This is a genomic window from Actinomadura citrea, from assembly GCF_013409045.1.
GTDB classification, from domain to species: domain Bacteria; phylum Actinomycetota; class Actinomycetes; order Streptosporangiales; family Streptosporangiaceae; genus Spirillospora; species Spirillospora citrea.
In genome coordinates, this window is the sequence record NZ_JACCBT010000001.1 from 5677103 (window position 1) to 5697713 (window position 20611).

At 74.4% G+C, this 20611-nt stretch carries 14 protein-coding genes; 8 read left to right on the top strand and 6 right to left on the bottom strand.

Annotated features, from left to right (window positions below):
- Nucleotides 1-295 precede the first annotated feature (295 nt).
- From BJ999_RS26395 to BJ999_RS26410, 4 genes are all read left to right on the top strand, one after another.
- Nucleotides 296-1951, top strand: coding sequence for a hypothetical protein (locus BJ999_RS26395; protein ID WP_179835768.1), 1656 nt, complete (start codon nucleotides 296-298; stop codon nucleotides 1949-1951).
- 80 nt (nucleotides 1952-2031) lie between these two features.
- Complete coding sequence (locus BJ999_RS26400) at nucleotides 2032-2940, top strand: SIS domain-containing protein (protein WP_218935246.1); 909 nt, start codon at nucleotides 2032-2034, stop codon at nucleotides 2938-2940.
- Complete coding sequence (locus BJ999_RS26405) at nucleotides 2937-3860, top strand: 1-phosphofructokinase family hexose kinase (RefSeq protein WP_179835769.1); 924 nt, start codon at nucleotides 2937-2939, stop codon at nucleotides 3858-3860. The genes BJ999_RS26400 and BJ999_RS26405 overlap by 4 nt, the downstream gene beginning before the upstream one ends.
- Nucleotides 3853-4698, top strand: coding sequence for a class II fructose-bisphosphate aldolase (locus BJ999_RS26410; protein WP_229810385.1), 846 nt, complete (start codon nucleotides 3853-3855; stop codon nucleotides 4696-4698). Before BJ999_RS26405 ends, BJ999_RS26410 begins: the two co-directional genes overlap by 8 nt.
- On the opposite strand, the gene BJ999_RS26415 is transcribed toward BJ999_RS26410, so the two are convergent.
- A complete protein-coding gene (locus tag BJ999_RS26415) occupies nucleotides 4658-5263 on the bottom strand; it encodes a dihydrofolate reductase family protein (protein ID WP_179835771.1) in 606 nt (201 codons plus the stop codon). The genes BJ999_RS26410 and BJ999_RS26415 overlap by 41 nt on opposite strands.
- A 193-nt stretch (nucleotides 5264-5456) precedes the next feature.
- Between BJ999_RS26415 and BJ999_RS26420 the strand changes: the two genes are divergently transcribed.
- Nucleotides 5457-7118 carry an alkaline phosphatase family protein gene (locus tag BJ999_RS26420; protein ID WP_229810386.1) on the top strand — a complete coding sequence of 554 codons (1662 nt, stop codon included), beginning with the start codon at nucleotides 5457-5459 and terminating at the stop codon, nucleotides 7116-7118.
- 39 nt (nucleotides 7119-7157) lie between these two features.
- Nucleotides 7158-8837, top strand: a complete 1680-nt coding sequence (locus tag BJ999_RS26425) for an ArnT family glycosyltransferase (RefSeq protein WP_218935247.1) — start codon at nucleotides 7158-7160, stop codon at nucleotides 8835-8837.
- Between the two features lie 34 nt (nucleotides 8838-8871).
- On the opposite strand, the gene BJ999_RS26430 is transcribed toward BJ999_RS26425, so the two are convergent.
- Nucleotides 8872-11712 (bottom strand): hypothetical protein, encoded by a 2841-nt coding sequence (locus BJ999_RS26430; RefSeq protein WP_179835772.1) that lies wholly within the window; start codon nucleotides 11710-11712, stop codon nucleotides 8872-8874.
- Nucleotides 11713-11791: 79 nt separating this feature from the next.
- On the opposite strand from BJ999_RS26430, the gene BJ999_RS26435 reads away from it, so the two are divergent.
- A complete protein-coding gene (locus BJ999_RS26435) occupies nucleotides 11792-13270 on the top strand; it encodes a phytoene desaturase family protein (protein WP_179835773.1) in 1479 nt (492 codons plus the stop codon).
- Here the strand turns inward: BJ999_RS26435 and BJ999_RS26440 are convergent.
- From BJ999_RS26440 to polA, 3 genes are read right to left on the bottom strand one after another with little or no spacing between them, the layout of a single operon-like run.
- Nucleotides 13267-14823 carry an FAD-dependent monooxygenase gene (locus tag BJ999_RS26440; RefSeq protein WP_179835774.1) on the bottom strand — a complete coding sequence of 519 codons (1557 nt, stop codon included), beginning with the start codon at nucleotides 14821-14823 and terminating at the stop codon, nucleotides 13267-13269. The two genes, BJ999_RS26435 and BJ999_RS26440, sit on opposite strands and share 4 nt — an antisense overlap.
- Before the next feature lie 12 nt (nucleotides 14824-14835).
- Nucleotides 14836-15339, bottom strand: coding sequence for an inorganic diphosphatase (locus tag BJ999_RS26445; protein ID WP_179835775.1), 504 nt, complete (start codon nucleotides 15337-15339; stop codon nucleotides 14836-14838).
- A 47-nt stretch (nucleotides 15340-15386) separates the two neighbouring features.
- Nucleotides 15387-18020, bottom strand: a complete 2634-nt coding sequence (polA, locus tag BJ999_RS26450) for a DNA polymerase I (protein ID WP_179835776.1) — start codon at nucleotides 18018-18020, stop codon at nucleotides 15387-15389.
- Between the two features lie 63 nt (nucleotides 18021-18083).
- Here polA and BJ999_RS26455 point away from each other — a divergent pair, with 63 nt between their 5' ends.
- Nucleotides 18084-18914 carry an LLM class F420-dependent oxidoreductase gene (locus BJ999_RS26455; RefSeq protein WP_179835777.1) on the top strand — a complete coding sequence of 277 codons (831 nt, stop codon included), beginning with the start codon at nucleotides 18084-18086 and terminating at the stop codon, nucleotides 18912-18914.
- 96 nt (nucleotides 18915-19010) lie between these two features.
- On the opposite strand, the gene BJ999_RS26460 is transcribed toward BJ999_RS26455, so the two are convergent.
- Nucleotides 19011-20525 carry a M20/M25/M40 family metallo-hydrolase gene (locus tag BJ999_RS26460; protein ID WP_179835778.1) on the bottom strand — a complete coding sequence of 505 codons (1515 nt, stop codon included), beginning with the start codon at nucleotides 20523-20525 and terminating at the stop codon, nucleotides 19011-19013.
- Nucleotides 20526-20611 lie beyond the last annotated feature (86 nt).

Here is a 20611-nt window from a genome sequence, read left to right on the forward strand (position 1 = left end):
ACTCTGGCGTCCCTGCGGGCCCGCCTCCGGGCGGGCCTGCAGGGAGCCCGCGCCCCCCTCCTCGTCGCCGTCGGCTGGTGATCCGAGGATCAGAGGTGGCCGACGAGGTCGGGGCGGCATGTACGGACCCGCCTCGCGGCGCGAAGACGAACAGGGTGGTCGGGACGCCGCTGCCGTAGGCGGCGTACTCCGGTCACGGATTGCCCTTCCATGCTCATACAAGAAGGATGAGCATGTTTTTCGAACGGAAACGCGCATGTGGAAGCGCGGAGGGCGAAGGGCCGGGAGGCCGGGCGTGAAAAGGGTCGTGGCGGTTCTCGCCGGGCTGCTGGTCCTGTCGACCGTGGCGGGCGCCGCGCCGACGAGCGCGGTGTCCGGCGGCGTGCGGGTGCGGCCGGGCGATGACTGGACGCTGCCGGGCTGGGTCCGTCCGTCGGCGAACTCGGGGCTGTTCTCCGAGACGGCCGCCCCGGAGTTCGGCGTCGACACGCGCAGCCTGGACCTGAGCTGGCGCCAGCTCCAGCCCGACGGCCCAGGGACGCTGGACACCCGCACCGCCGGCCTCGCCCAGGACATGGGCTTCCCGCCACTCAGCCGACAGCTCGCGGACCGGCGGCCCTTCTGGGTGCGCATCTTCGCCAGCGGTTCGCGGTGGGCGCCCGCATGGGTGGCGGACGAGTGCGGCGTCGAGCCGCTCGGCCCCGACTACGACGGGCAGTACCACCTGCCCCTCTGGAACGAGTGCGTGTGGGGACGGCTGCTCGCGCTCTACCGGAGGGTCTTCGTCGACGAGGGCCTGCGCGCGGACCCGCGGCTGCGGCTCGTCTACGTCCCGGGCGCGTTCACGTGGGCGGAGTACGACTACGACATGGTCGGCAAGGCGGCCGAGCAGGGGCTGACGTTCGAGGAGTACCGGTCGTGGTACCGGCACGCCTGGCGGGATCTGACCGCCCTCTTCGGGCCCTACAGCACCAAGCTCGTGTTCACCGGCGAGGACTATCCGTGGGGGCCGTGGGGGTCGAAGACGGACCTGTTCGCCAAGCAGGCCGTCGACGCGGGGCTCGGCATCCGGACGGGCATCACCGAGGTGTTCGACTTCCATCTGAGCGAGGCTCCGTCCTACGGCAGCCGCATCGAGCCCGACGGGCACATGACGGTGGACGAGTCCCTGCCCGTCCATGACGGACGGCATGTCGCCGCCACCGAGAACGAGTGCTTCAACGACTGCGGTTACCGCACGGACGAGCCGTACTACGCCGTCCGGCAGGCGAACCTCAAGGCGCTGCAACTGCGGACGAACTGGGTCTACGTGGTGCCGGGCCCGTCCTACATGAAGCAGTATCCGCAGCATTGGAGATGGGTGCGGCTGAGCATCGGCAAGACCGCCTCCGATTCACCGGACGCGTGGGCCGCGCTACGCGATGCCGAGGACACCTACTGGAAGAACGCGACGGGGCCTTTCACCGGCGCCCGTCAGTGGCCCGGGCGCCCGTGGGTGCGCAACCTCGAACGCTGGCTCGTGCAGCGGGACGCCGGTCCGGACGGCAGGGCCCGCCGCTCCACCGCCGACGTCCACAGCGGTGTTCTCGGACCGGAGAACGGCACCGCCTACGAGGGACTGCGCACCGACCGCGCGAAGGGGCAGACGTCCCTGTACTTCGATCTCGACGACCGGTTCCTGCGCGGGCGGCACGAGCCGGTGCAGATCAAGGTGACGTACCGGGACGCGGGCGGGGGCGACTGGTGGGTCGAGCACCAGGGCGGACGCTCGCCGGCGGTGCGCCGCACGGGCGACGGGGCGTGGAAGACCGCGACGTTCCGGCTCCCCCGGCCCGCGTTCGCGAACCGCCTCAGCGGCGGCACCGACTTCCGGATCGCGACGGGCCCCGGCGGCGACCTGGACGTGCGCTTCGTCCGGGTGGTGCGGGTGCAGCCCCCCGCACGTTCATGATGTTTTCTGCTCTTTACTCTTCTGTTTCGAGCAGTAGTGAGCATAAAGTCTCAGAACAGATCGAACTCCGGGAGGGGCTCATGGCCGGGAACCGCATCATGACCGAGATCGCCGCGCAGCCGGAGTGCTGGCGGCGGGCCGCCGGGCTCGCCGACGCACTGCGGGACGCGCTGCCGGCCCGCGGGGAGCGGGTGGCGGTCGTCGGATGCGGCACCTCCCTGTTCATGGCGCAGGCGTACGCGGCGCTGCGGGAGGACGCCGGGCACGGGGAGACCGACGCGTTCGCCGCCTCGGAGATGCCGCGCGGCCGCCGCTACGACCGGGTGCTGGCGCTCACCAGGTCCGGGACGACGACCGAGGTCCTCGCCGTCCTGGACCGGCTCGGCGGCTCGGTCCCGACGACCGCGATCACCGCCGACCCGGACACGCCGGTGTCCCGCAGCGCCGGCCGGTTGATCGTCCTCGACTTCGCCGACGAGGAGTCGGTCGTGCAGACCCGGTTCGCCACCACCCAGCTGGCGCTGCTGCGCGCACACCTCGGCGAGGACCTGACGGCCGCCATCGCGGCCGCCGAGGACGCGGTGGCCGACCCCGTCCCGCCCGAGCTGCTGGACGTCGAGCAGATCACCTTCCTCGGCCGCGGCTGGACGGTCGGCCTCGCGCAGGAGGCCGCCCTGAAGATGCGCGAGGCGGCGTGCTTCTGGACGGAGGCCTACCCGGCGATGGAGTACCGGCACGGGCCGATCAGCATCACCGGCCCCGGCCGGGCGGTGTGGATGTTCGGCGGCCTCCCGGACGGCCTCGGCGAGGAGGTGGCCGCGACCGGCGGGCTGCTGCGCGCCGCGGGCGCCGACCCGCTCGCCGAGCTGGTCCGGGTGCAGCGGCTCGCGGTCGCCCGCGCGAGCGCGGCGGGCCTGGACCCGGAGCGTCCCCGCCATCTCACCCGCTCGGTCATCCTGGACGCCGCGCCCGGCGGTCCGGCGGCATGATCCTCACGGTCACGCTGAACGCCGCGCTCGACGACACCTACGAGGTACCGGACGCGCGGCTCGGCGCGGTCCACCGGGTGGCCGCGGTGCACTCGCGGCCCGGCGGCAAGGGCGTCAACGTGGCCCGGGTGCTGCACGCCCTCGGACACGAGGTCGTGGCCGCCGGCCTGGCCGGCGGCGCCGCGGGGCGGCGCATCGAGGAGGGGCTCGGCTCCCTCGGCGTGCCCACCGCGTTCACCCCGGTCGCCGCGGAGTCGCGCCGGACGGTCACCGTCGTCGGCGCCGAGGCGACGATGTTCTGCGAGCCGGGCCCGGAGGTGACCGGCGCCGAGTGGGCGGCGTTCCTCGCCGGCTTCGAGTCCCTGGCCCGGGACGCCGCCGTGGTCGTCCTGTCGGGGAGCCTTCCGCCTGGCGTCCCCCCGGACGCCTACGCGCGGCTCGCCCGCCTCGCGCCCGGCCCGGTGATCCTGGACGCCGACGGGGAGGCGCTGCGCCTCGGGCTCGCCGGAGCCCCCGGCATCGTGAAGCCGAACGCCGAGGAGCTGGCCCGCGCGAGCGGCACCGGCGACACGGCCGCGGGGATCCGCGCGCTGCGCGAGGCGGGCGCGGGGGCCGTCGTCGCCTCGCTCGGCGCCGGCGGCGTCCTCGCCGCGACCCCGGACGGCGTCCTGCGCGCCGCGCTCGACCGTCCCGTCCCGGGCAACCCGACGGGCGCGGGGGACGCGCTCGTGGCGGGGCTGGCGGCGGGCCTGGCCGCCGGCCTGCCCTGGCCGGACCGCCTCCGCCGCGCCGTCGCGCTGGCCGCCTGCGCGGTCCGCTCCCCCGTCGCCGGCGAGATCGATCCCGCCGGGCTCCCCGCGCTGCTGCCCCGCGTCACCCTCCGGACCGAGGAGAACCATGCCGCTCGCCCCCATGAGTGAGGTCATCGCCGCACCGGCCGCGCAGGGCCGCGGGCTGGGGGCGTTCAACGTGATCCAGCTGGAGCACGCCGAGGCGATCGTCGCCGGCGCGGAGCGGGCGGGCGCGCCCGTGGTGCTCCAGGTCAGCGAGAACTGCGTCGCCTACCACGGCGCGCTCGCCCCGATCGGGCGTGCGGTGCTGGCGCTCGGCCGTGCCGCGTCGGTCCCGGTCGTCGTCCACCTGGACCACGCCACCTCGGCGGACCTCGCCCGCGAGGCGGTCGCCCTCGGGTTCGGGTCGGTGATGTTCGACGCGTCCGGCCTCTCCCACGAGGCGAACGTGGCGAGCACGGCGGAGGTCGCCGCCCGCTGCCGGGCCGAGGGGGTGTGGGTCGAGGCGGAGCTCGGCGAGATCGGCGGGAAGGACGGCGTGCACGCCCCGCACGCCCGCACCGACCCGGAGGAGGCCGCCGGGTACGTGGCCGCCACCGGCGTGGACGCCCTGGCCGTCGCGGTCGGCACGTCCCACGCGATGCTGACCCGCGACACCGTGCTCGATCTCGCGCTCATCGCCCGGTTGCGCGCGGCGGTGCCCGTCCCGCTGGTCCTGCACGGGTCGTCCGGGGTACCCGACGACGGGCTCGCCGCCGCCGTCGAGCACGGCATGACCAAGATCAACGTGGCGACGCAGCTGAACAAGGTGTTCACCGCGGCCGTCCGGGAGCGGCTGGACGCCGATCCCGGCCTGGTCGACCCGCGCCGCTACGTCTCCGCCGGCCGCGACGCGGTCGCCGCCGAGGTCGCCCGGCTGCTGCACGTCATCCGAGCGGGCGGCCGACGCGATAGGTCACGTGGGTGACCAGGGGCGTCCGTGACGCGGCGACCGGCTCCAGCGCCAGGTCGCCGACGCCCTCGAACAGGCGCTCGCCCGCCCCGAGGACGATGGGGGCGATGTGCAGGCGCAGCTCCTCCAGCAGGCCCGCCGCGAGGTACTGGTTCACCGTGCTCGCTCCCCCGGCGATCGCGACGTCCCCGTCCCCCGCGGCGGCCCGCGCCCGGGCCAGCGCCGACTCGATCCCCTCGGTGACGAAGTGGAACGTCGTGCCGCCCTTCATCTCGACGCTCTCGCGCGGGTGGTGCGTCAGCACGAACACCGGCGCGTGGTAGGGCGGCTCGTCGCCCCACCAGCCCGTCCAGTCCGGGTCCCACGACGGGCCGCGGTCGGGGCCGAACATGTGGCGCCCCATGATGTAGGCCCCCGCCGAGGTGATCTTCGCGATCGCCTCGGCGTTGGCCTCCTGCTCCTCGAACATCCACCGGTGCAGCCGCTCGCCGCCGTCGCCGAGCGGCTCTTCCAGTCGCTGGTTCGGGCCCGCGGCGAAACCGTCGACCGATACCCCGATGTCACAGGTGACCTTGCTCATTGCGGTGCCTCCTAGGCCGGCGCCCCCGTGGCGCCTTCACCATTGGATCGGAGCGGCGCCCACGTTCTCGACATCCCGGACCCGAGAAGATGAAATCCATTGAACCCGCGGCCGTGGGGTGGACGTGCTGTGAGGTGTCGCGTGCGCGGCGCAGGGCCGAACCCGGGAGGACGAGCTGACCACTGACAGCCGCTTGGAGCGGACCACAGACGAGGACGTGCCGGCCGACGCCCCTGAGGCGGGTGTGCCGTCGAGGCGGCGGCGGGTCGCGGCGAGGACGGTGACCGGAGCGGCGTTCCTGCTCGTGCTGGTCGCGCTGGTCGCGCCGGCCGAGTTCGCCCGCCTGGCCCCGGGGGCGTTCGTGCGCGTCCCGATCGAGGGCGTGGTCGGCGTCGCACTGGTCCTCGTGCTCCCGGCCAAGGCGAGACGGTACGCGGCGGGCGCGGCGGGCGCCGTCCTCGGGCTGGTGCTCGTGCTGAAGGTGCTGGACATCGGGTTCGACGCGGTGCTCGTCCGGCCGTTCGACCTGGTGCTGGACTGGCCGCTGCTGGGTCCGGCCGTGGAGTTCGTCAAGGAGTCGTCCGGGCAGGCGGGGGCGGTCGCGGCCGTCGTGCTGGCGGTGGCGCTGGCGGTCGCGGTGGTCGTGCTGACGGCGCTGTCGACGCTGCGGCTGAGCGGCGTGGCGGTCCGGCACCGACGCCCGGCGTCCTGGGCCGCCGGTGTGCTGGGGACGGTCTGGCTCGCCTGCGCCGTGCTCGGGGCGCAGTTCGTCCACGGTGTGCCGGTGGCGTCCAGGAGCGCGGCGGTCCTCGCCTACGACCACGCGCGGCAGGTGCGGACGAGCCTGAACGACCGCAAGGAGTTCGCCAAGGCCGCCGCCGTCGACGGATTCCGCGACACGCCCTCCGACAAGCTGCTGACCGGGCTGCGCGGAAAGGACGTGGTCCTGGCGTTCGTGGAGAGCTACGGGCGGTCGGCCGTGGAGAGCCCGCAGTACGCGCCGCAGGTCGGCGCCGTGCTCGACCAGGGGACGCAGCGGCTCCGCAAGGCGGGTTTCTCCGCGCGCAGCGGCTGGCTCACGTCCTCGACGGCGGGCGGCGGCAGCTGGCTGGCGCACGCCACGCTGCTGTCGGGCCTGTGGGTGAACAACCAGCAGCGGTACCGCGCCCTGGTGAACAGCGACCGGCTGACGCTGAACGGGGCGTTCCACCGCGCGGACTCCCGGACGGTGGCGCTCATGCCGGCGATCACGCGGGCCTGGCCGGAGGCGTCCTTCTACGGCTACGACACGGTCTACGACGACCGGAACCTCGGCTACCGCGGACCGCGTTTCAGCTTCGCCACGATGCCCGACCAGTACACCCTGTCGACGCTCCAGCGCACCGAGCTGGCGAAGGAGGACCGGGCGCCGGTGATGGCGGAGACGGCGCTGGTGTCCAGCCACGCCCCGTGGGCGTCCATCCCGCGGCTCGTCCCGTGGGACCAGGTCGGCGACGGCTCGGTCTTCAACGGGATGGGCAAGGGCTATGACGCCGCGTGGCCCGCGCCCGGCCGCATCCGCGCCGAGTACCGCACGTCGATCGAGTACACGCTGAACACGCTCGTCTCCTACCTGGAGACCTACGGCGACAAGGACACCGTGCTGGTCTTCCTCGGCGACCACCAGCCCGCGCCGCTCATCACCGGGCCGGGCGCGGGCCGGGACGTCCCGATCACCATCGTGGCGAAGGACGGCGCCGTCCTGGACCGGATCTCCGGGTGGGGCTGGCAGGAAGGCCTGCGCCCCGGCAGGGACACCCCGGTGTGGCCGATGAGCGCCTTCCGCGACCGATTCTTGACCGCGTTCGGAGGCTGAACGGAGATCGGGGGGACGGTCTCCGGGAAGGGTGGCGGCGTGACCTCCTTGTCCGCGGAGCCCGGACGGCCCGCGGCGCCTTCGGCCGAGCAGCCGCCGGGCCGGTTCCGCGCGCTGCACCGGCGCTGGCTGCTCGCGGCGGTCGTGGCGGCGCTGCTGGCCCAGATGGCCGCCGCGATGGTCACCACGGCCGTGCAGCAGAGCCCGACCGTCGACGAGCCCGTCTACATCAGCACCGGCGTGGTCTACCTCCGCCAGCACGACCTGCGCCACAACGCCGAGCACCCGCCGCTCGGCAAGCTGGTCATCGGGGCCGGGGCCATGCTCGCCGGCCCGCACCTGCGCGCCCCCTTCACCGGCAGCGACTACAGGCTCGGAAGGCAGTTCCTGTACCGGTGGGGCAACGACGCGCAACGGGTGCTGCTCGCCGGGCGGCTGCCCGTCATCGCGCTGACCCTGCTGTTCGGGCTGGTGGTCTTCGCGTTCGCCCGCGACCTCGCCGGTTCGGCCGGCGGCCTGGCCGCACTGGCCCTCTACGCCTTCTCCCCCGACGTCATCGCGCACGGGTCGCTCGCCACGCTGGACGTCCCCGCGGCCGGTCTCCTGCTGACGTCGGTGTGGCTGCTCTGGCGCGCCAGGCGCAGGCCGCGGCTCTACCTGCCGCTCGCCGGGGTGGCGCTCGGCGCGGCCATGGCGACCAAGATGAGCGCGCTTCCCGCGCTGCCGGTGCTCCTCGTCCTGGCGGCGGTGTCGGTCTGGACGTCCCGCCCGCCGCGCCGTCCCGTGGCGACCGCGGTGCTGTCGGCGGCCGGGGCCGGCGTCCTGGCCGTCGCGGTGGTGTGGGCGAGCTACCTCGCCGTTGACCCGCGCCTGCGCTGGGCGGCGCCCGCCGACCTGCCGTCCGTCGGGGGGCTGCGCGGGCTCGCCGCAGGCTGGCTGCCGTTCCCCCGGCCCTTCCAGGACGGGATGCGCGCGCAGTTCGGATTCGAGAACATGCGGTGGACGGGCTTCCTGTTCGGTGACGTCTACCGGGGCTCTCGCTGGTACTACCTGCCCGCCGCGCTACTGGTGAAGACGCCGCTGGGCATGCTCGTCCTGTGGGCGGCGGGCGTCGCCGCGATGGCGGCGCTGCCCCGGCTGCGTCCGGCGGCGCCGTACCTGCTCGCGCCCACGGCCGTGCTGCTGGCGGTGGCGATGACCGGGTCGCGCGACCTCGGCGTCCGTTACGCCATCGTCGTCCCGCTCTTCCTGGCGGTGGCGGCGGGCGGCGCGGTCCTCGTCCGGTGGCGGTGGGCCGGGGCCGCGACGGTCGCGCTGCTGCTGTTCGTCGCGGTCAGCTCGCTGCGGGCCTTCCCCTACTACCTGCCGTACTCCAACGAGGCGTTCGGCGGCCCGTCCAAGACCCACCTGCGCCTGCACGACTCCAACGTCGACTGGGGCCAGGACCTCGGACGGCTCGCCGACCGCCTCCGGGAGCGGTATCCGGGCGAGCCGGTCTGGCTGGTCTTCAAGGGCAGTGGCGTCCCGTCCGCCTACGGCATCCGCGCGCGCGACCCGCTCACCGCACCGCCCGGCGAGGTGCGCGGGCTGCTGGTGGTCTCCGACAGCTGGATCGTCAAGAACGACCCGCGGCTGATGCCGCTGATCCGCGGCAGCGAGCCGATCGACGAGGTCGGGTACTCCGTCACCATCTTCCGCCGGCCGGCCCCGCGCCCGTAGCACCTTTCCGGGGCTCCGAGGCGGGCCGCGCGGATCAGCGGCGGTGGGTGTGCGCGCGGGACCAGAGCGCCGCCCAGCCGCCGTGCGCCAGCCAGGACTCCGGGACGCGGAGGCCGTGCTCGGCGATCTCGTCCCAGAACACGGCGGTGTCGGTTCCCAGCTCGCGCGCGGCGGGCAGGGCCCGCTGCCAGGGGCCCTCCTCGTCCTCCAGCGTCGTGGCGGGGTAGCCGGGGACGGAGGTGGTGCGCGGCGGCGCCACGGAGACGAGGCGGATGTCCGGCGCGGCGCAGGTGGTGGCGATGCTCAGCGCGCACAGCAGCGGCTCGGCCGTCGGCTTCGCGAAGGCGCGGGCGATGACCGGGTCGTCCCGGACGGCGAGGAGCCCGATCGCGCGGCGGACGCGGCGCGCCACCAGGTCGAGGGAATAGGCGTCGGCGACGGCGGGGAGCTTGACGAGCCTGCGCAGCGTCTTCGGCAGCGGCGGCTCGCCGAGCAGGAGCGGAAGCTGGTCGAAGCGGCCCCGCAGCGCCGGGTCGAGGGCGTCGAGCGCGGAGCGCAGGGGGCGGAGGCCGGAGGCCGTCCAGAGCCGGACCAGATCGGTGGCGCCCTCGTCCAGGGCGCGGCCGACGGCCCCGGTGAGCTGCGGGCCGCCGAAGCGGCGCAGCCGCACGAGCGCGGCGTCCGGCCCGGTCCCGGCCACGGCGGACAGGGCGCCGAGCGCCTCCGGGGCGGCCTGCGCCCACGACCGGAGCACGAGCTCGCCGAGGGCGGGGCCCACCTCCTCGACGAGGCGGGGCGCGGCGCGCCGCCGCGCCGGACGCACCGGCGGGAGCTCGTCGGGCGCCTGCTCGGTCTCGTCCCTGACGGCACCGGGTAGCGCGGCGACCCATTCGCGGAACCGCTGTTCGAGGGCCTCGTCCGGCGCGTCGTTGAACCTCGCCGCGATCTCGGCGACGCGCCAGCCCCGGGACGCGGGCCGCAGCGCGACCAGCTCCGCGTTCACGACCAGCAGGCCGTCGGCGTCGTAGAGGCCCGCGAGTCCGCTGCGGCCCTCCCTGGCCTCCTCGACGTAGGCGGGTCCCGCGATGCAGTTGCCCATGTAGTCCGCCCATCCGGCGACGTCCCGGGCACTGCGGGCGATCTTGAGCCGGAGAGGGGTCCCGGGGACGGCCGCGCCGTCCAGCGCGGCGAGCGGCGCCGGGACGGCGAAGTCGCCGGTGAGCGCCTCGGCGATCGCGGTCGCCGACATCAGGCCCGCGGTGAGGGCCGCCCACGTGCGGGGCGCCCCGGGCGGGACGCCCCCGAGCGCGACCAGCTGCGCCGCACCGGAGACCGCGCCCATGACCGAGTCGAGGCGCGGGGTCAGCGGCTCGCCGGCCGGAGGCGGGTCGTGGTCGAACCACGGATCGCCGGTACCGGGGGTGGGCTGCGCCCGCTCGTGCCCGTACAGCCGGGCGAGGGCGTCGACCAGGTCGGCGTACCAGAGGAGGTCGGCGGCGGTCTCCGCGGTCGCCGGGTCCTGATCGGGGGTGAGCCTGCGGCGCAGCGGTTCGAGGTCTCCCAGCATCGGCCCGGTCCACGGCGCGATGCCGTCCCACTCGGCCGGAGGGCGGCCGTACCCGGCCCCCTCGCGCCAGCTCTGCAGGCTGGGCGACCACTCGCGCAGCAGGTCGTCGTGCGTCCCGACCATGTCGCCCATCACACGTCCGACGTCCTCGATGACGACGAGCGCGAAGTCGCGGGCGCAGGCCAGGCGCGGCCTCGTGTAGGCGGCGAACTTGGCGTCCATCGGCTTGCCGGCGGCCAGCCTGCGCGCGAGGTCGCGGACGTAGGCGCCGGGACGCACGGGGAGGCCGGTCAGCCCCGGCACGCGCCGTGCCGCCTTCCCTGCGGCCCAGTCGGGCATCAGGGTCGCGGCCGCGCGCAGCACCGGGGCCGACCGCTCAAGGCCGTCCTCCAGGCCGTGGTCGGCGACGGCAGCGGCGGTCCGGAGCAGCGCGGTGGCGGCGATCGCGTCCGCGAAGACGCGCTGGAGGCGCTCGTGCCAGTACCAGCGGCCGGGGGTCCAGCGCGCGATGTCGGCGAGCGAGGGCTGCTCGTTCTCCAGGTCAATGCGCACCTGCCACAAGATGTGCTCGTCGTCGTCGTGGCGGCGGCGCTTGCGCAGGTCGGCGACCCGGTCGCGGCGGCTCTGCGTCGCCAGTCGCGCGTCCCGGCGGGCGAGCCCCGTCCGGCGCTCGGCGACCCGCTCCCACAGGTCCAGGATCAGCGCGAGCCTGCGGGGCGGGGACACCTGCTCCAACACCCGCCGCAGGTACCCCGCGAGCACCGACGGCGATCCGCCGGGGGTGAGGTCGACGCCTTCGGGCGCCTCCAGCGCGAGCACCCGTTCGAGCTGCTCGGGGCCGAGGACGTCGCTGGCCGCGGACGCCAGGTGCAGCGCCGCCCAGCGCCCCTCCTCGGCGGCCCGCGCGGCGGCCGCGCCGACACGCCTGGTGACCGCGGGGCCGAAGAGCGCGACGAGCACCCCGGCCCGCTCGCCGAGGCGGTCCGCGCCGTGGAGGCCGACGGTCCGGAGCGCGGCCAGGACGGCGTCCCGCTGGTCCCCGCGCGCCCCGTCCAGCCGCGCGGAACGGAACCCGCCGCCAAGGTCGACTCCCGCGCCCGCGGCGACGGCGCCCCCGTCGGCGACGAGCAGCGACAGCTCCCGGACGGCGTTCGCCACGTCCCCGGCAGGAGCCCGCTCGGGTCCCAGCGCGACGGGCGTCCCCGGCCGCGCGTCCGCCTGGTCCAGCAGCCGTCGCGGTCCGGAGGGCCGGGCGATCCAGGCATGGCGCCCGGACGCCACCACTCCCCCAGAAAGCCGGATCTTCATTCGCCCCATCTTCCTCCCGGCGGCCGCACCGGCCAACGGATTTCCCCGCATCCGGCGACCCGTGTGGTTTTCTGAGGGCATGTACGACGTGATCATCACGGGCGGCGGGCACAACGGCCTGGTCGCGGCCGCCTACCTGGCGCGCGCCGGCAAGCGCGTGCTGGTGCTGGAACGGCTCGGGCACTTCGGCGGGCTGGCCGTCTCGGCGCGCGTCTTCCCCGGCGTGGACGCCCTGCTCTCGCGGTACTCCTACCTGGTGAGCCTGCTGCCGTCGCGGATCGTCCGGGACCTCGGCCTGCGCGTCGAGCTGCGCGGCCGGCGGTTCGCGTCGTACACGCCGGTCGGCGACGGCGGCCTGCTGATCGACAACGAGGATCCCGCGCGGACGGCGGCGTCCCTCAGGGCCGACGCCGACGCATGGCGGAGGTTCTACGCGATGGCCGCTCGCGTCGCCGAACGCGTCGCGCCGACCCTGCTGGAACCGCTGCGCGACCGCGCCGGGCTCCGGGAGGCGGTGGACGACGGGGAGGCGTGGCGCGACCTGTTCGAGCGCCCCATCGGGGACGTCGTGGACGAGCGCTTCACCGACGACACCGTGCGCGGCGTCGTCCTCACCGACGCGCTGATCGGCACGTTCGCCGACACCCGCGATCCCGCGCTCCTGGCCAACCGGTGCTTCCTCTACCACGTCATCGGGAACGGGACCGGCGACTGGAACGTGCCGGTCGGCGGCATGGGCGCGGTGACCGGCGCCCTGGCCGACGCCGCCCGCGCCGCCGGGGCCGAGCTGCGCTCCGGCATGGAGGTCCTGCACGTCGACCCGGCCGGAGAGGTGACGTTCCGGGACGCGGACGGCGCAGAGCACGCGGTCTCGGCCAGATGGGTGCTGGTCAACATGCCGCGTGAGAGCTCGGCCGAGGGGTCGCAGCTGAAGGTGAACATGGTGCTCTCGCGGCTGCCGCGGCTGCGCGACCCGTCCGTCCGGCCGGAGGAGGCGTTCGCGGGCACCTTCCACATCAACGAGGGCCGGGAGCAGATCGACAGGGCCTATCGCGAAGCCCGCGACGGCCGCGTTCCGGCCGTCCCGCCCGCCGAGGTCTACTGCCATTCGCTGACCGACCCGTCCATCCTCGGACCGGAACTGCGGGAGGCCGGGGCGCACACCCTGACGCTGTTCGGCCTGCACATGCCGGCGCGGCTGTTCCGGTCGGACCCCGAAGGGTCGCGCGCCGCGGCGTTGCGCGCGACGCTGGCGTCGTTCGACGCGGTGCTCGCCGAGCCGATCGAGGACTGCCTCCTGCGCGCCCCGGACGGCACGCCGTGTCTGGAAGCCAAGACGCCCGTCGACCTGGAGAACGGAGTCGGCCTCCCGGGTGGGCACATCTTCCACCGCGATCTGTCGTGGCCGTTCGCGGAGGCGGCCGGGGAACGCGGGCGGTGGGGCGTCGAGACCGAGCACCCGCGCGTGCTGCTGTGCGGCGCGGGCGCCAGGCGGGGCGGAGGCGTCAGCGGGATCCCCGGCCACAACGCGGCCCGCGCCGTCCTGGACGCCGGCTAGGAGCGCCCGCAGGCGCGGTGCAGGGCCGCGACCGCGGCCGCGGGGTCGTAGGCCGGCAGCACGGCGGCAAGGTGGCCGTCCGGGCGGACGATGTGCACCGTGTCCGGGCCGGCGTGCAGGGCCGTCCGCAGCACCCCGTCGGCGTCGATGGAGTCCAGCGCGAGGACCTGGTGCGGGACGCCGGTCGGCAATCCTCCGCCGTGCACGCCCTGGGTGAGGACCACGAACCGCGTGCCGAACAGGCGGCGCAGGCGGGTCGGCTCGCCGTCCACGACGCACGGGCCGTCCGGGCAGAGGACGCCCGGCAGCGGCGGGCGGACGAGCCCGGGACCGCGCGGGAAGTCCTCCACCGGCCCGGCCGGGGTCGTCAGCGGCGAGTCCAGGTACCAGAACGGCTCGGCGAGCCTCCCCGAGTCGATGATCGTGCGGGGGTCCGGGTGCGTCCGGGCCGCCTCCAGGGCCTCCAGCCGCCGGGCCCGCTGCCGCGCGGTCTGCGGCACGAGGAACTCCATCGTCCGCGTGGTCACCCGCAGGTTCTCCCCGGCGGCGGCCCGGCGCTCGGCGTCGTAGCTGCGCAGCAGCGCGGGCGGGGCCCAGCCGTGCCGGACGAACGCGAGCTTCCAGGCGAGGTTCTCCGCGTCCTGCACGCCGGAGTTCAGGCCGCGGGCGCCGAACGGCGCGTAGACGTGGGCGGCGTCCCCGGCCAGGAACGCGCGACCGGACGCGAACGCCGCCGCGCACCGCTCGTGGAACCGGTACACGGTGGCCCACACGACCTCGTACGGGACGTCCCCGGTGATCCTGCGGATGCGGGCGTCCAGCGCCCCCGACCCGCGCTCGGCGTCGAGGTCGTGGTCGGCGGGGACCTGCCAGTCGATGCGCCACGTCCCGTCCGGGCACTGGTGGACCAGGACCTGGCGCCCGGGGTTCCATTCGGGGTCGAAGAAGAACCGCCGCTCGCTCGGGAACGGCAGGTCCGCCCGGATGTCGCAGATGAGGAACCGGTCGGTGAAGGTGCGGCCGGGGAAGCCGATGCCGAGCAGGTCCCGGACGGCGCTGTGCCCGCCGTCCGCGCCGACCAGATGGGTGCCGCGCACGGTGACCCCGGCGGTTCCCTCGGAGCGGGCCTCGACTCCGTCCCCGTCCTGGCGCAGCCCGGTGACGCGCTGCCCGTACCGGACCTCCACCAGCGGTTCGGCCGCGGCCCGGTCTCGCAGCCACGCCTCGACCTCCGCCTGGGAGATGTTGATCCAGGGCGGCACGGCGCTGCGTCCGGCGTCGGGGAAGGTGACGGCGAACAGTTCGTCCCCGCGGTAGTAGGTGCGGCCGGTCGTCCACGTCACGCCGCGCGCGATCATCGGTTCGGCGCACCCGACCCGGTCGAGCACGTCGAGGACGTCGCGCTGGAAGCAGATCGCCCGGGACCCGGACGGGTCGCGGCGGGCGGCGGCCTCCAGCACCACGGACGGCACCCCGTGCCGCGCCAGCAGCAGCGCCGTGACCAGGCCGACGGGACCCGCGCCCACGACGACGACCGGTTCGCTGTCCCTCACGCGTCCACCTGATCACGTCGGGGCGTTCCCGGCCACCTCCCGTGCGCGCTCCGCGGCGGCCCGCTCGATCGTCCGGTCGGCGACCCGCCGGTCCTGCCAGCCGCGCACATCGGTGCCCTTGCCGGGCTCCAGGTTCTTGTAGATGTCGAAGAAGTGCGCGATCTCGTCGAGGACGTGCTCGTGGACGTCCCGCAGGTCGCGCATCCCGGCGTAGCGGACGTCCCCGGCCGGCACTGTGAGGATCTTGCCGTCGGGGACGCCCCCGTCGAGCATCCAGAACACCCCGATGCTGCGCACCTTGATCACGCACCCGGGGAAGGTGGGCTCCTCCAGCAGCACCATCGCGTCCAGCGGGTCCCCGTCCTCCGCGCACGTGCCCGGGATGTAGCCGTAGTCCAGCGGATACTGCGTCGAGGTGAACAGCATCCGGTCGAGCCGGATGCGGCCGAGCCGGTGGTCCATCTCGTACTTGTTGCGCGATCCCCGGGGGATCTCGACGATCATGTCGATCTCCATGAATCCCTCCCCAGGGGAGCACTACCCACGAGTCGCCTCCCGCCACTTCAGTGGGCGGCGGCGTTCCAGTCGGGGCCGGCGCCGATGGCGACCTCCAGGCCGACCGCGAGCGGGTAGGCCGTCGTCATCCCGGTGCGGACGATCTCCCGCACCGCGTCCGCCTCGCCGGGCGCGACCTCCAGGACGATCTCGTCGTGCACCTGGAGCAGCAGGCGGCTGGCCAGCCCGGCGGCGGTGAGCGCCTCGTCCACCCGCAGCATCGCGATCTTGACGATGTCCGCGGCGGAGCCCTGGACGGGGGCGTTCAGCGCCATCCGCTCGGCCGTCTCGCGGCGCTGCCGGTTGTCGCTGTTCAGATGGGGCAGGTAGCGGCGGCGGCCGAGGACCGTGCGGGTGTAGCCGGTGGCGCGGGCCTCGGCGACGACGTGGTCGAGGTAGTCGCGGACGCCGCCGAGCCGCTCGAAGTAGGCGTCCATCAGCGGGCGCGCCTCGGCCACGGGGATGCCGAGCTGCCTGGCCAGGCCGAACGCCGACAGTCCGTAGGCCAGCCCGTACGACATCGCCTTGATCTTGCGGCGCATGTCCGGGGTGACGGCGTGCGGGCGGGCGCCGAAGACCTGCGCGGCCATCGTGGTGTGCAGGTCCTCTCCGGACGCGAACGCCGCCAGCAGCGTGGGATCCTGCGACAGGTGCGCCATGACGCGCAGTTCGAGCTGGCCGTAGTCGGCCGTCATCAGCGATGCGTGGCCCTCGCCGGGCGTGAACGCGCGGCGGATGCGCCGCCCCTCTTCCGTCCGGATGGGGATGACCTGCAGGTTCGGGTCGGCGGAGCTGAGCCGGCCGGTCGCGGCGACGGTCTGCTGGAAGCTGGTGTGGATGCGGCCGTCCGCGCCGATCTCCCGGATGAGCCCGGCGACCGTGGAGCGCAGCCGCGCCTGGTCGCGGTGGCGCAGCAGGATCTGCGGCAGGCCGTTGTCGGTCCGGGTGGCGAGCCAGGTCAGTGCGTCCAGGTCGGTGGAGTACCCCGACTTGATCTTCTTGGTCCTCGGCAGGTCGAGCTCGCCGAACAGCACCTCCTGGAGCTGCTTGGTCGAGCCGGGGTTGAAGCGGCGCCCGGCGATCTCGGCGGCCTCGTCGGCGGCGCGCTCCATCCCGGCGGAGAAGTACCGTTCCAGCTCGTGCAGGAGACCCGCCTCGACGTGCACGCCGGCGCGCTCGGCGCGGGCGAGCAGGCGCGACAGCGGCAGCTCGACGTCGCGCAGGACCTCGTCCATGCCCGTGGACGCCAGGTCGGCGGCGAACACGCCGGCGAGGTCGAGGACGGCGCGGGCGCTCAGCATCAGCCCGGCCGCGCCCTCGGCGGACGGGCGGCGCCCGAGATGGCGGCCCGCGAGGTCGGCGATCCCGTAGGCGGCCAGGCCCGGCAGCAGCAGGTACGCGGCCATCGCGGTGTCGGTGGCGATTCCGTCGAGGTGCCAGCCGCGCTCGCCGAACACGCGCAGCAGCGCCTTCACGTCGTGCAGCGCCTTGGGCCGGCCGGGGTCGGCCAGCCAGGCGGCGAAGGCCCGCTCGTCCTTCGCGGTGAGGCCGGACGGCTCGAACGACGCGGCTTCCCCGTCGCCGGTGGCCAGCGCGATCCGCTCGATGTCGCCCGCGCCGCGCGCCCACGTGGAGTCGGCGGCCAGCCCGGTCAGACCCGTCGCGTGCGACCCCAGCCAGCCGGCCAGCTCGTCCGGCCCCAGCTCCCGCCCCTGGACGGGCTCCGGCTCGGCGTCCTCCGGGGGACGTCCGCCGCCCGGGTCGGCCGCGAACAGGCGCTGCCGGAGGCTGGCGTTGCGGAACTCCAGCTCGTCCAGCAGGGAGGTGAAGGCGGTCAGGTCGTACGGGCGCCGCCGCAGGTCGGCGGGCGCCACCGGGAGGTCCAGGTCGCGCACGAGCTCGGTCAGCCGCCGGTTCAGCGCGACCGTGTCGGCGGCGGCGCGCAGCTTCTCCCCCGCCTTGCCCTTCACCTCGCCCGCGCTCTCCAGCAGGACCTTCAGCGACCCGTAGTCGCGGACCCACTTGGCGGCCGTCTTCTCCCCGATGCCGGGAATGCTCGGCAGATTGTCGGACGGGTCGCCGCGCAGCGCCGCGAAGTCGGGGTACTGCGCCGGGGTGAGCCCGTACCGCTCCCGCACCGCGCCGGGCGTGTACCGGATCATCTCCGACGCCGTCCGGTAGAAGTACAGGACGGTGACGTGGTCGCTGACGAGCTGCAGCACGTCCCGGTCACCGGTGAGGATCAGCACGTCCATGCCGTCCGCCTCCGCCGCCGTCGCCAGCGTCGCGATGACGTCGTCGGCCTCGTAGCCGGGCGCCCGCAGCACCGGCACGCTCATCGCGGCGAGCAGCCGGTCCAGGATCGGCAGCTGGCTGCCGAACTCGCTCGGCGACCGCGTCCGGGTGGCCTTGTAGTCGGGGAACTCCTCGGTGCGGAAGGTCTGCCGGGAGACGTCGAACGCGACGGCCGCGTGCGAGGGGCGCTCGTCCCGCAGCACGTTGGCGAGCATGTTCGCGAACCCGTACACCACGTTGGTCGGCTGCCCGGAGGTGGTGGTGAAGTTCTCGACCGGCAGCGCGTAGAACGCCCGGTAGGCCAGCGAGTGGCCGTCCAGGAGCAGCAGGCGGGGCCGGTCGGTCATGTGTCACATCCTGGCACCCGGGGTACCGGGCATGAAACCGGCGGCGAGGGTGTTGGGGGCGGCATGACCAAGATCGAACTAGGACGGCTCGGCATCTGGCGCCCGTGGCCGCAGCTGAGCCCGGACCTGGCCAGGGACGTCGAGGACCTCGGCTACGGCGCGATCTGGATCGGCGCCTCGCCGGCCGATCCGGACATCGCCGGGCGGCTCCTCGCCGCGACCGACCGCATCGTGGTCGCCACCGGCATCGTGAACATGTGGAGCACCCCCGCCGAGGAGGCCGCCGCGGGCTACCGCCGGCTGAACGACGCGCACGGCGGCCGGTTCCTGCTCGGCGCCGGCATCGGCCACCGGGAGCAGGACCAGGCGTACCGCAGCCCGTACGAGACGATCGTGGACTACCTCGACCGGCTGGACGCGGAGGGCGTCCCGGCCGAGGGGCGGGTCCTCGCCGCGCTGGGGCCGAAGGTGCTGCGGCTGGCGGCCGAGCGGGCAGCGGGCGCCCACCCGTACCTGACCACGCCCGAGCACACCAGGTCGGCGCGGGAGATCCTCGGGGCGGGCCCGCTGCTGGCGCCGGAGCAGAAGGTCGTGCTCGAACCCGACCCGGTGCGCGCCCGCGCCGTCGCCAGGGAGGCCCTGGGCCGCTATCTCGCCCTGCGCAACTACGTCGCCAGTTTCGAGCGGCTGGGGTTCACCGCCGAGGACTTCGCCGGCGGCGGCAGCGACGCGCTCGTGGACGCGTTGGTCGCCCACGGCGACGCGGCGGCGGTCGCGGCGCGGCTGGCCGCCCATCTGGAGGCCGGCGCCGACAACGTCGCCGTCCAGGTGCTGACCGAGCCCGGCGGCGATCCTCGTCCCGCCCTGCGGTCGATCGCCGAGGCGCTGCTGTGACCGGGCCGCCGCTCTGACCCGGCGCACCGCCCCCGCGGGGGCGGACATGGCGAGGGACGCGCCCGGGTCCGGGCGCGTCCCTCGGTGCGACGGGTCCTACCGGGTCGCGTAGTTGCCGATCACGTCAGGCGTGGCGCGCTTGCCGGGCTGCGCCCGCCTGCGGGCGAGCTCGTTCCCGTTGACCGTCAGGGTGCTGTGCGCGAACAGCTCGGTGACCGCGGCGGTGCCGTCGATCATCTGGTCGAAGCCCTTCAGGTTCACGTTGTCGTAGCGGTCGCAGGCCTGGTGGTAGCACGGGTCGTAGGCGAGGCCCGCGGTGCCGCCGTACAGCTTCGCCTGCTCGGGGGTCTTGATCCCTTCGGCGCCGGTGAACAGGCCGCCGGCGGGGATGCCCACGGTGATGAAGGCGTTGTAGTCCGAGCGCCCGTTGAACGGCGTCGGGTCGGTGGGCAGCTTCCGCCGGCCGAAGTGGTCGACGAACGCCTTCTCGATCGCGCCGGATCCGGCCGGGGCCTCGACGTTGTTCTCGCCCGCGCTGTTGTCGCCGTCGTAGACGAAGTTCACGTAGTTGGGCGAGGCGAGCATGTCGAAGTCGAGCATCAGCGCGACCTTGTCGCGCTCGGCCTGCGGGAGGGTGTCGACGTAGTACTGCGAGCCGAGCAGTCCTTCTTCCTCCGCGCCCCAGAAGGCGAACCGCACCTTGTTGCGCACCTTGGAGCCGAGCTTGTTGATCTGCGCGGCCATCTCCAGCAGCGCGGCGGTGCCCGAGCCGTCGTCGTTGATGCCGGGCCCGGCGGCGACGCTGTCGTTGTGGGCGCCGACCACCACGACGTTGTCGGCCCTGCCGCGCCTGGTGTCGGCGATGACGTTGGCGGCCTGGCGCTTGTCGTTCTGCGTGTCGGTCCTGACCCGCAGCGTGACGCCGCCGTTCTGCGCCTGCTGGACGAGGGCCTTGCCGACCGCGTTCGTCGGGCCGACCACGGGGATCTCGTACGGCGTGGACAGCGTTCCCCCGACCGGACCCGGCTCGGTGGGCAGCTGGTAGATGACGACGGCGGCCGCGCCGGCGGCGATGGCGTTGTCGGTCTTGACGGAGAAGAAGCAGCCGCCGCGCTGGATCAGCGCGATGTGGCCCTTCGGGAACCCGGCGAAGTCGCCGGCCTCGCACCCGCTGCCGGATCCGGTGGCCCCCGGGTCGACGGGGGTCGCGGGGGCGGTGACGTCTCCCGACCCGGAGTACTGCAGCGTCTCGAAGTCGCCGTGCGGCGCGAACGTCTTCGGATCGGGCGCGGTCTCGGCGAGGACCGGCTCCGACAGCTCCTGCCAGAAGTCGAACTCGAAGTTCTGGATCGTCGGCGTGTATCCGGCCCGTTTGAGCTGGTCCGCGATGTACTTGATGGTGATCTTGTTACCGGGCAGTCCCGCGGCCCGGTTGCCGCCGTTGGCGTCCGAGATCTTCTGCAGGTTCAGCTGGTGGTGCCGCACGTCGCTCAGCTTGACGAGCTTGGCCAGCTTGGACTGGGCCGGGCCGGCGGCTTGGGCGGGCGCCGCGGCCACGGTGGTGGCGGCGAGCGACAGCCCGGCGAGGACGGCTAGCGCGGCTCTGCGCATGCTCGGTCTCCGTTGGTGGGGGGACAAAGTAAACCGAAGCTTGACATGTGTCATTTCCTGCAACAAGACACGACTCCGCATCAAAA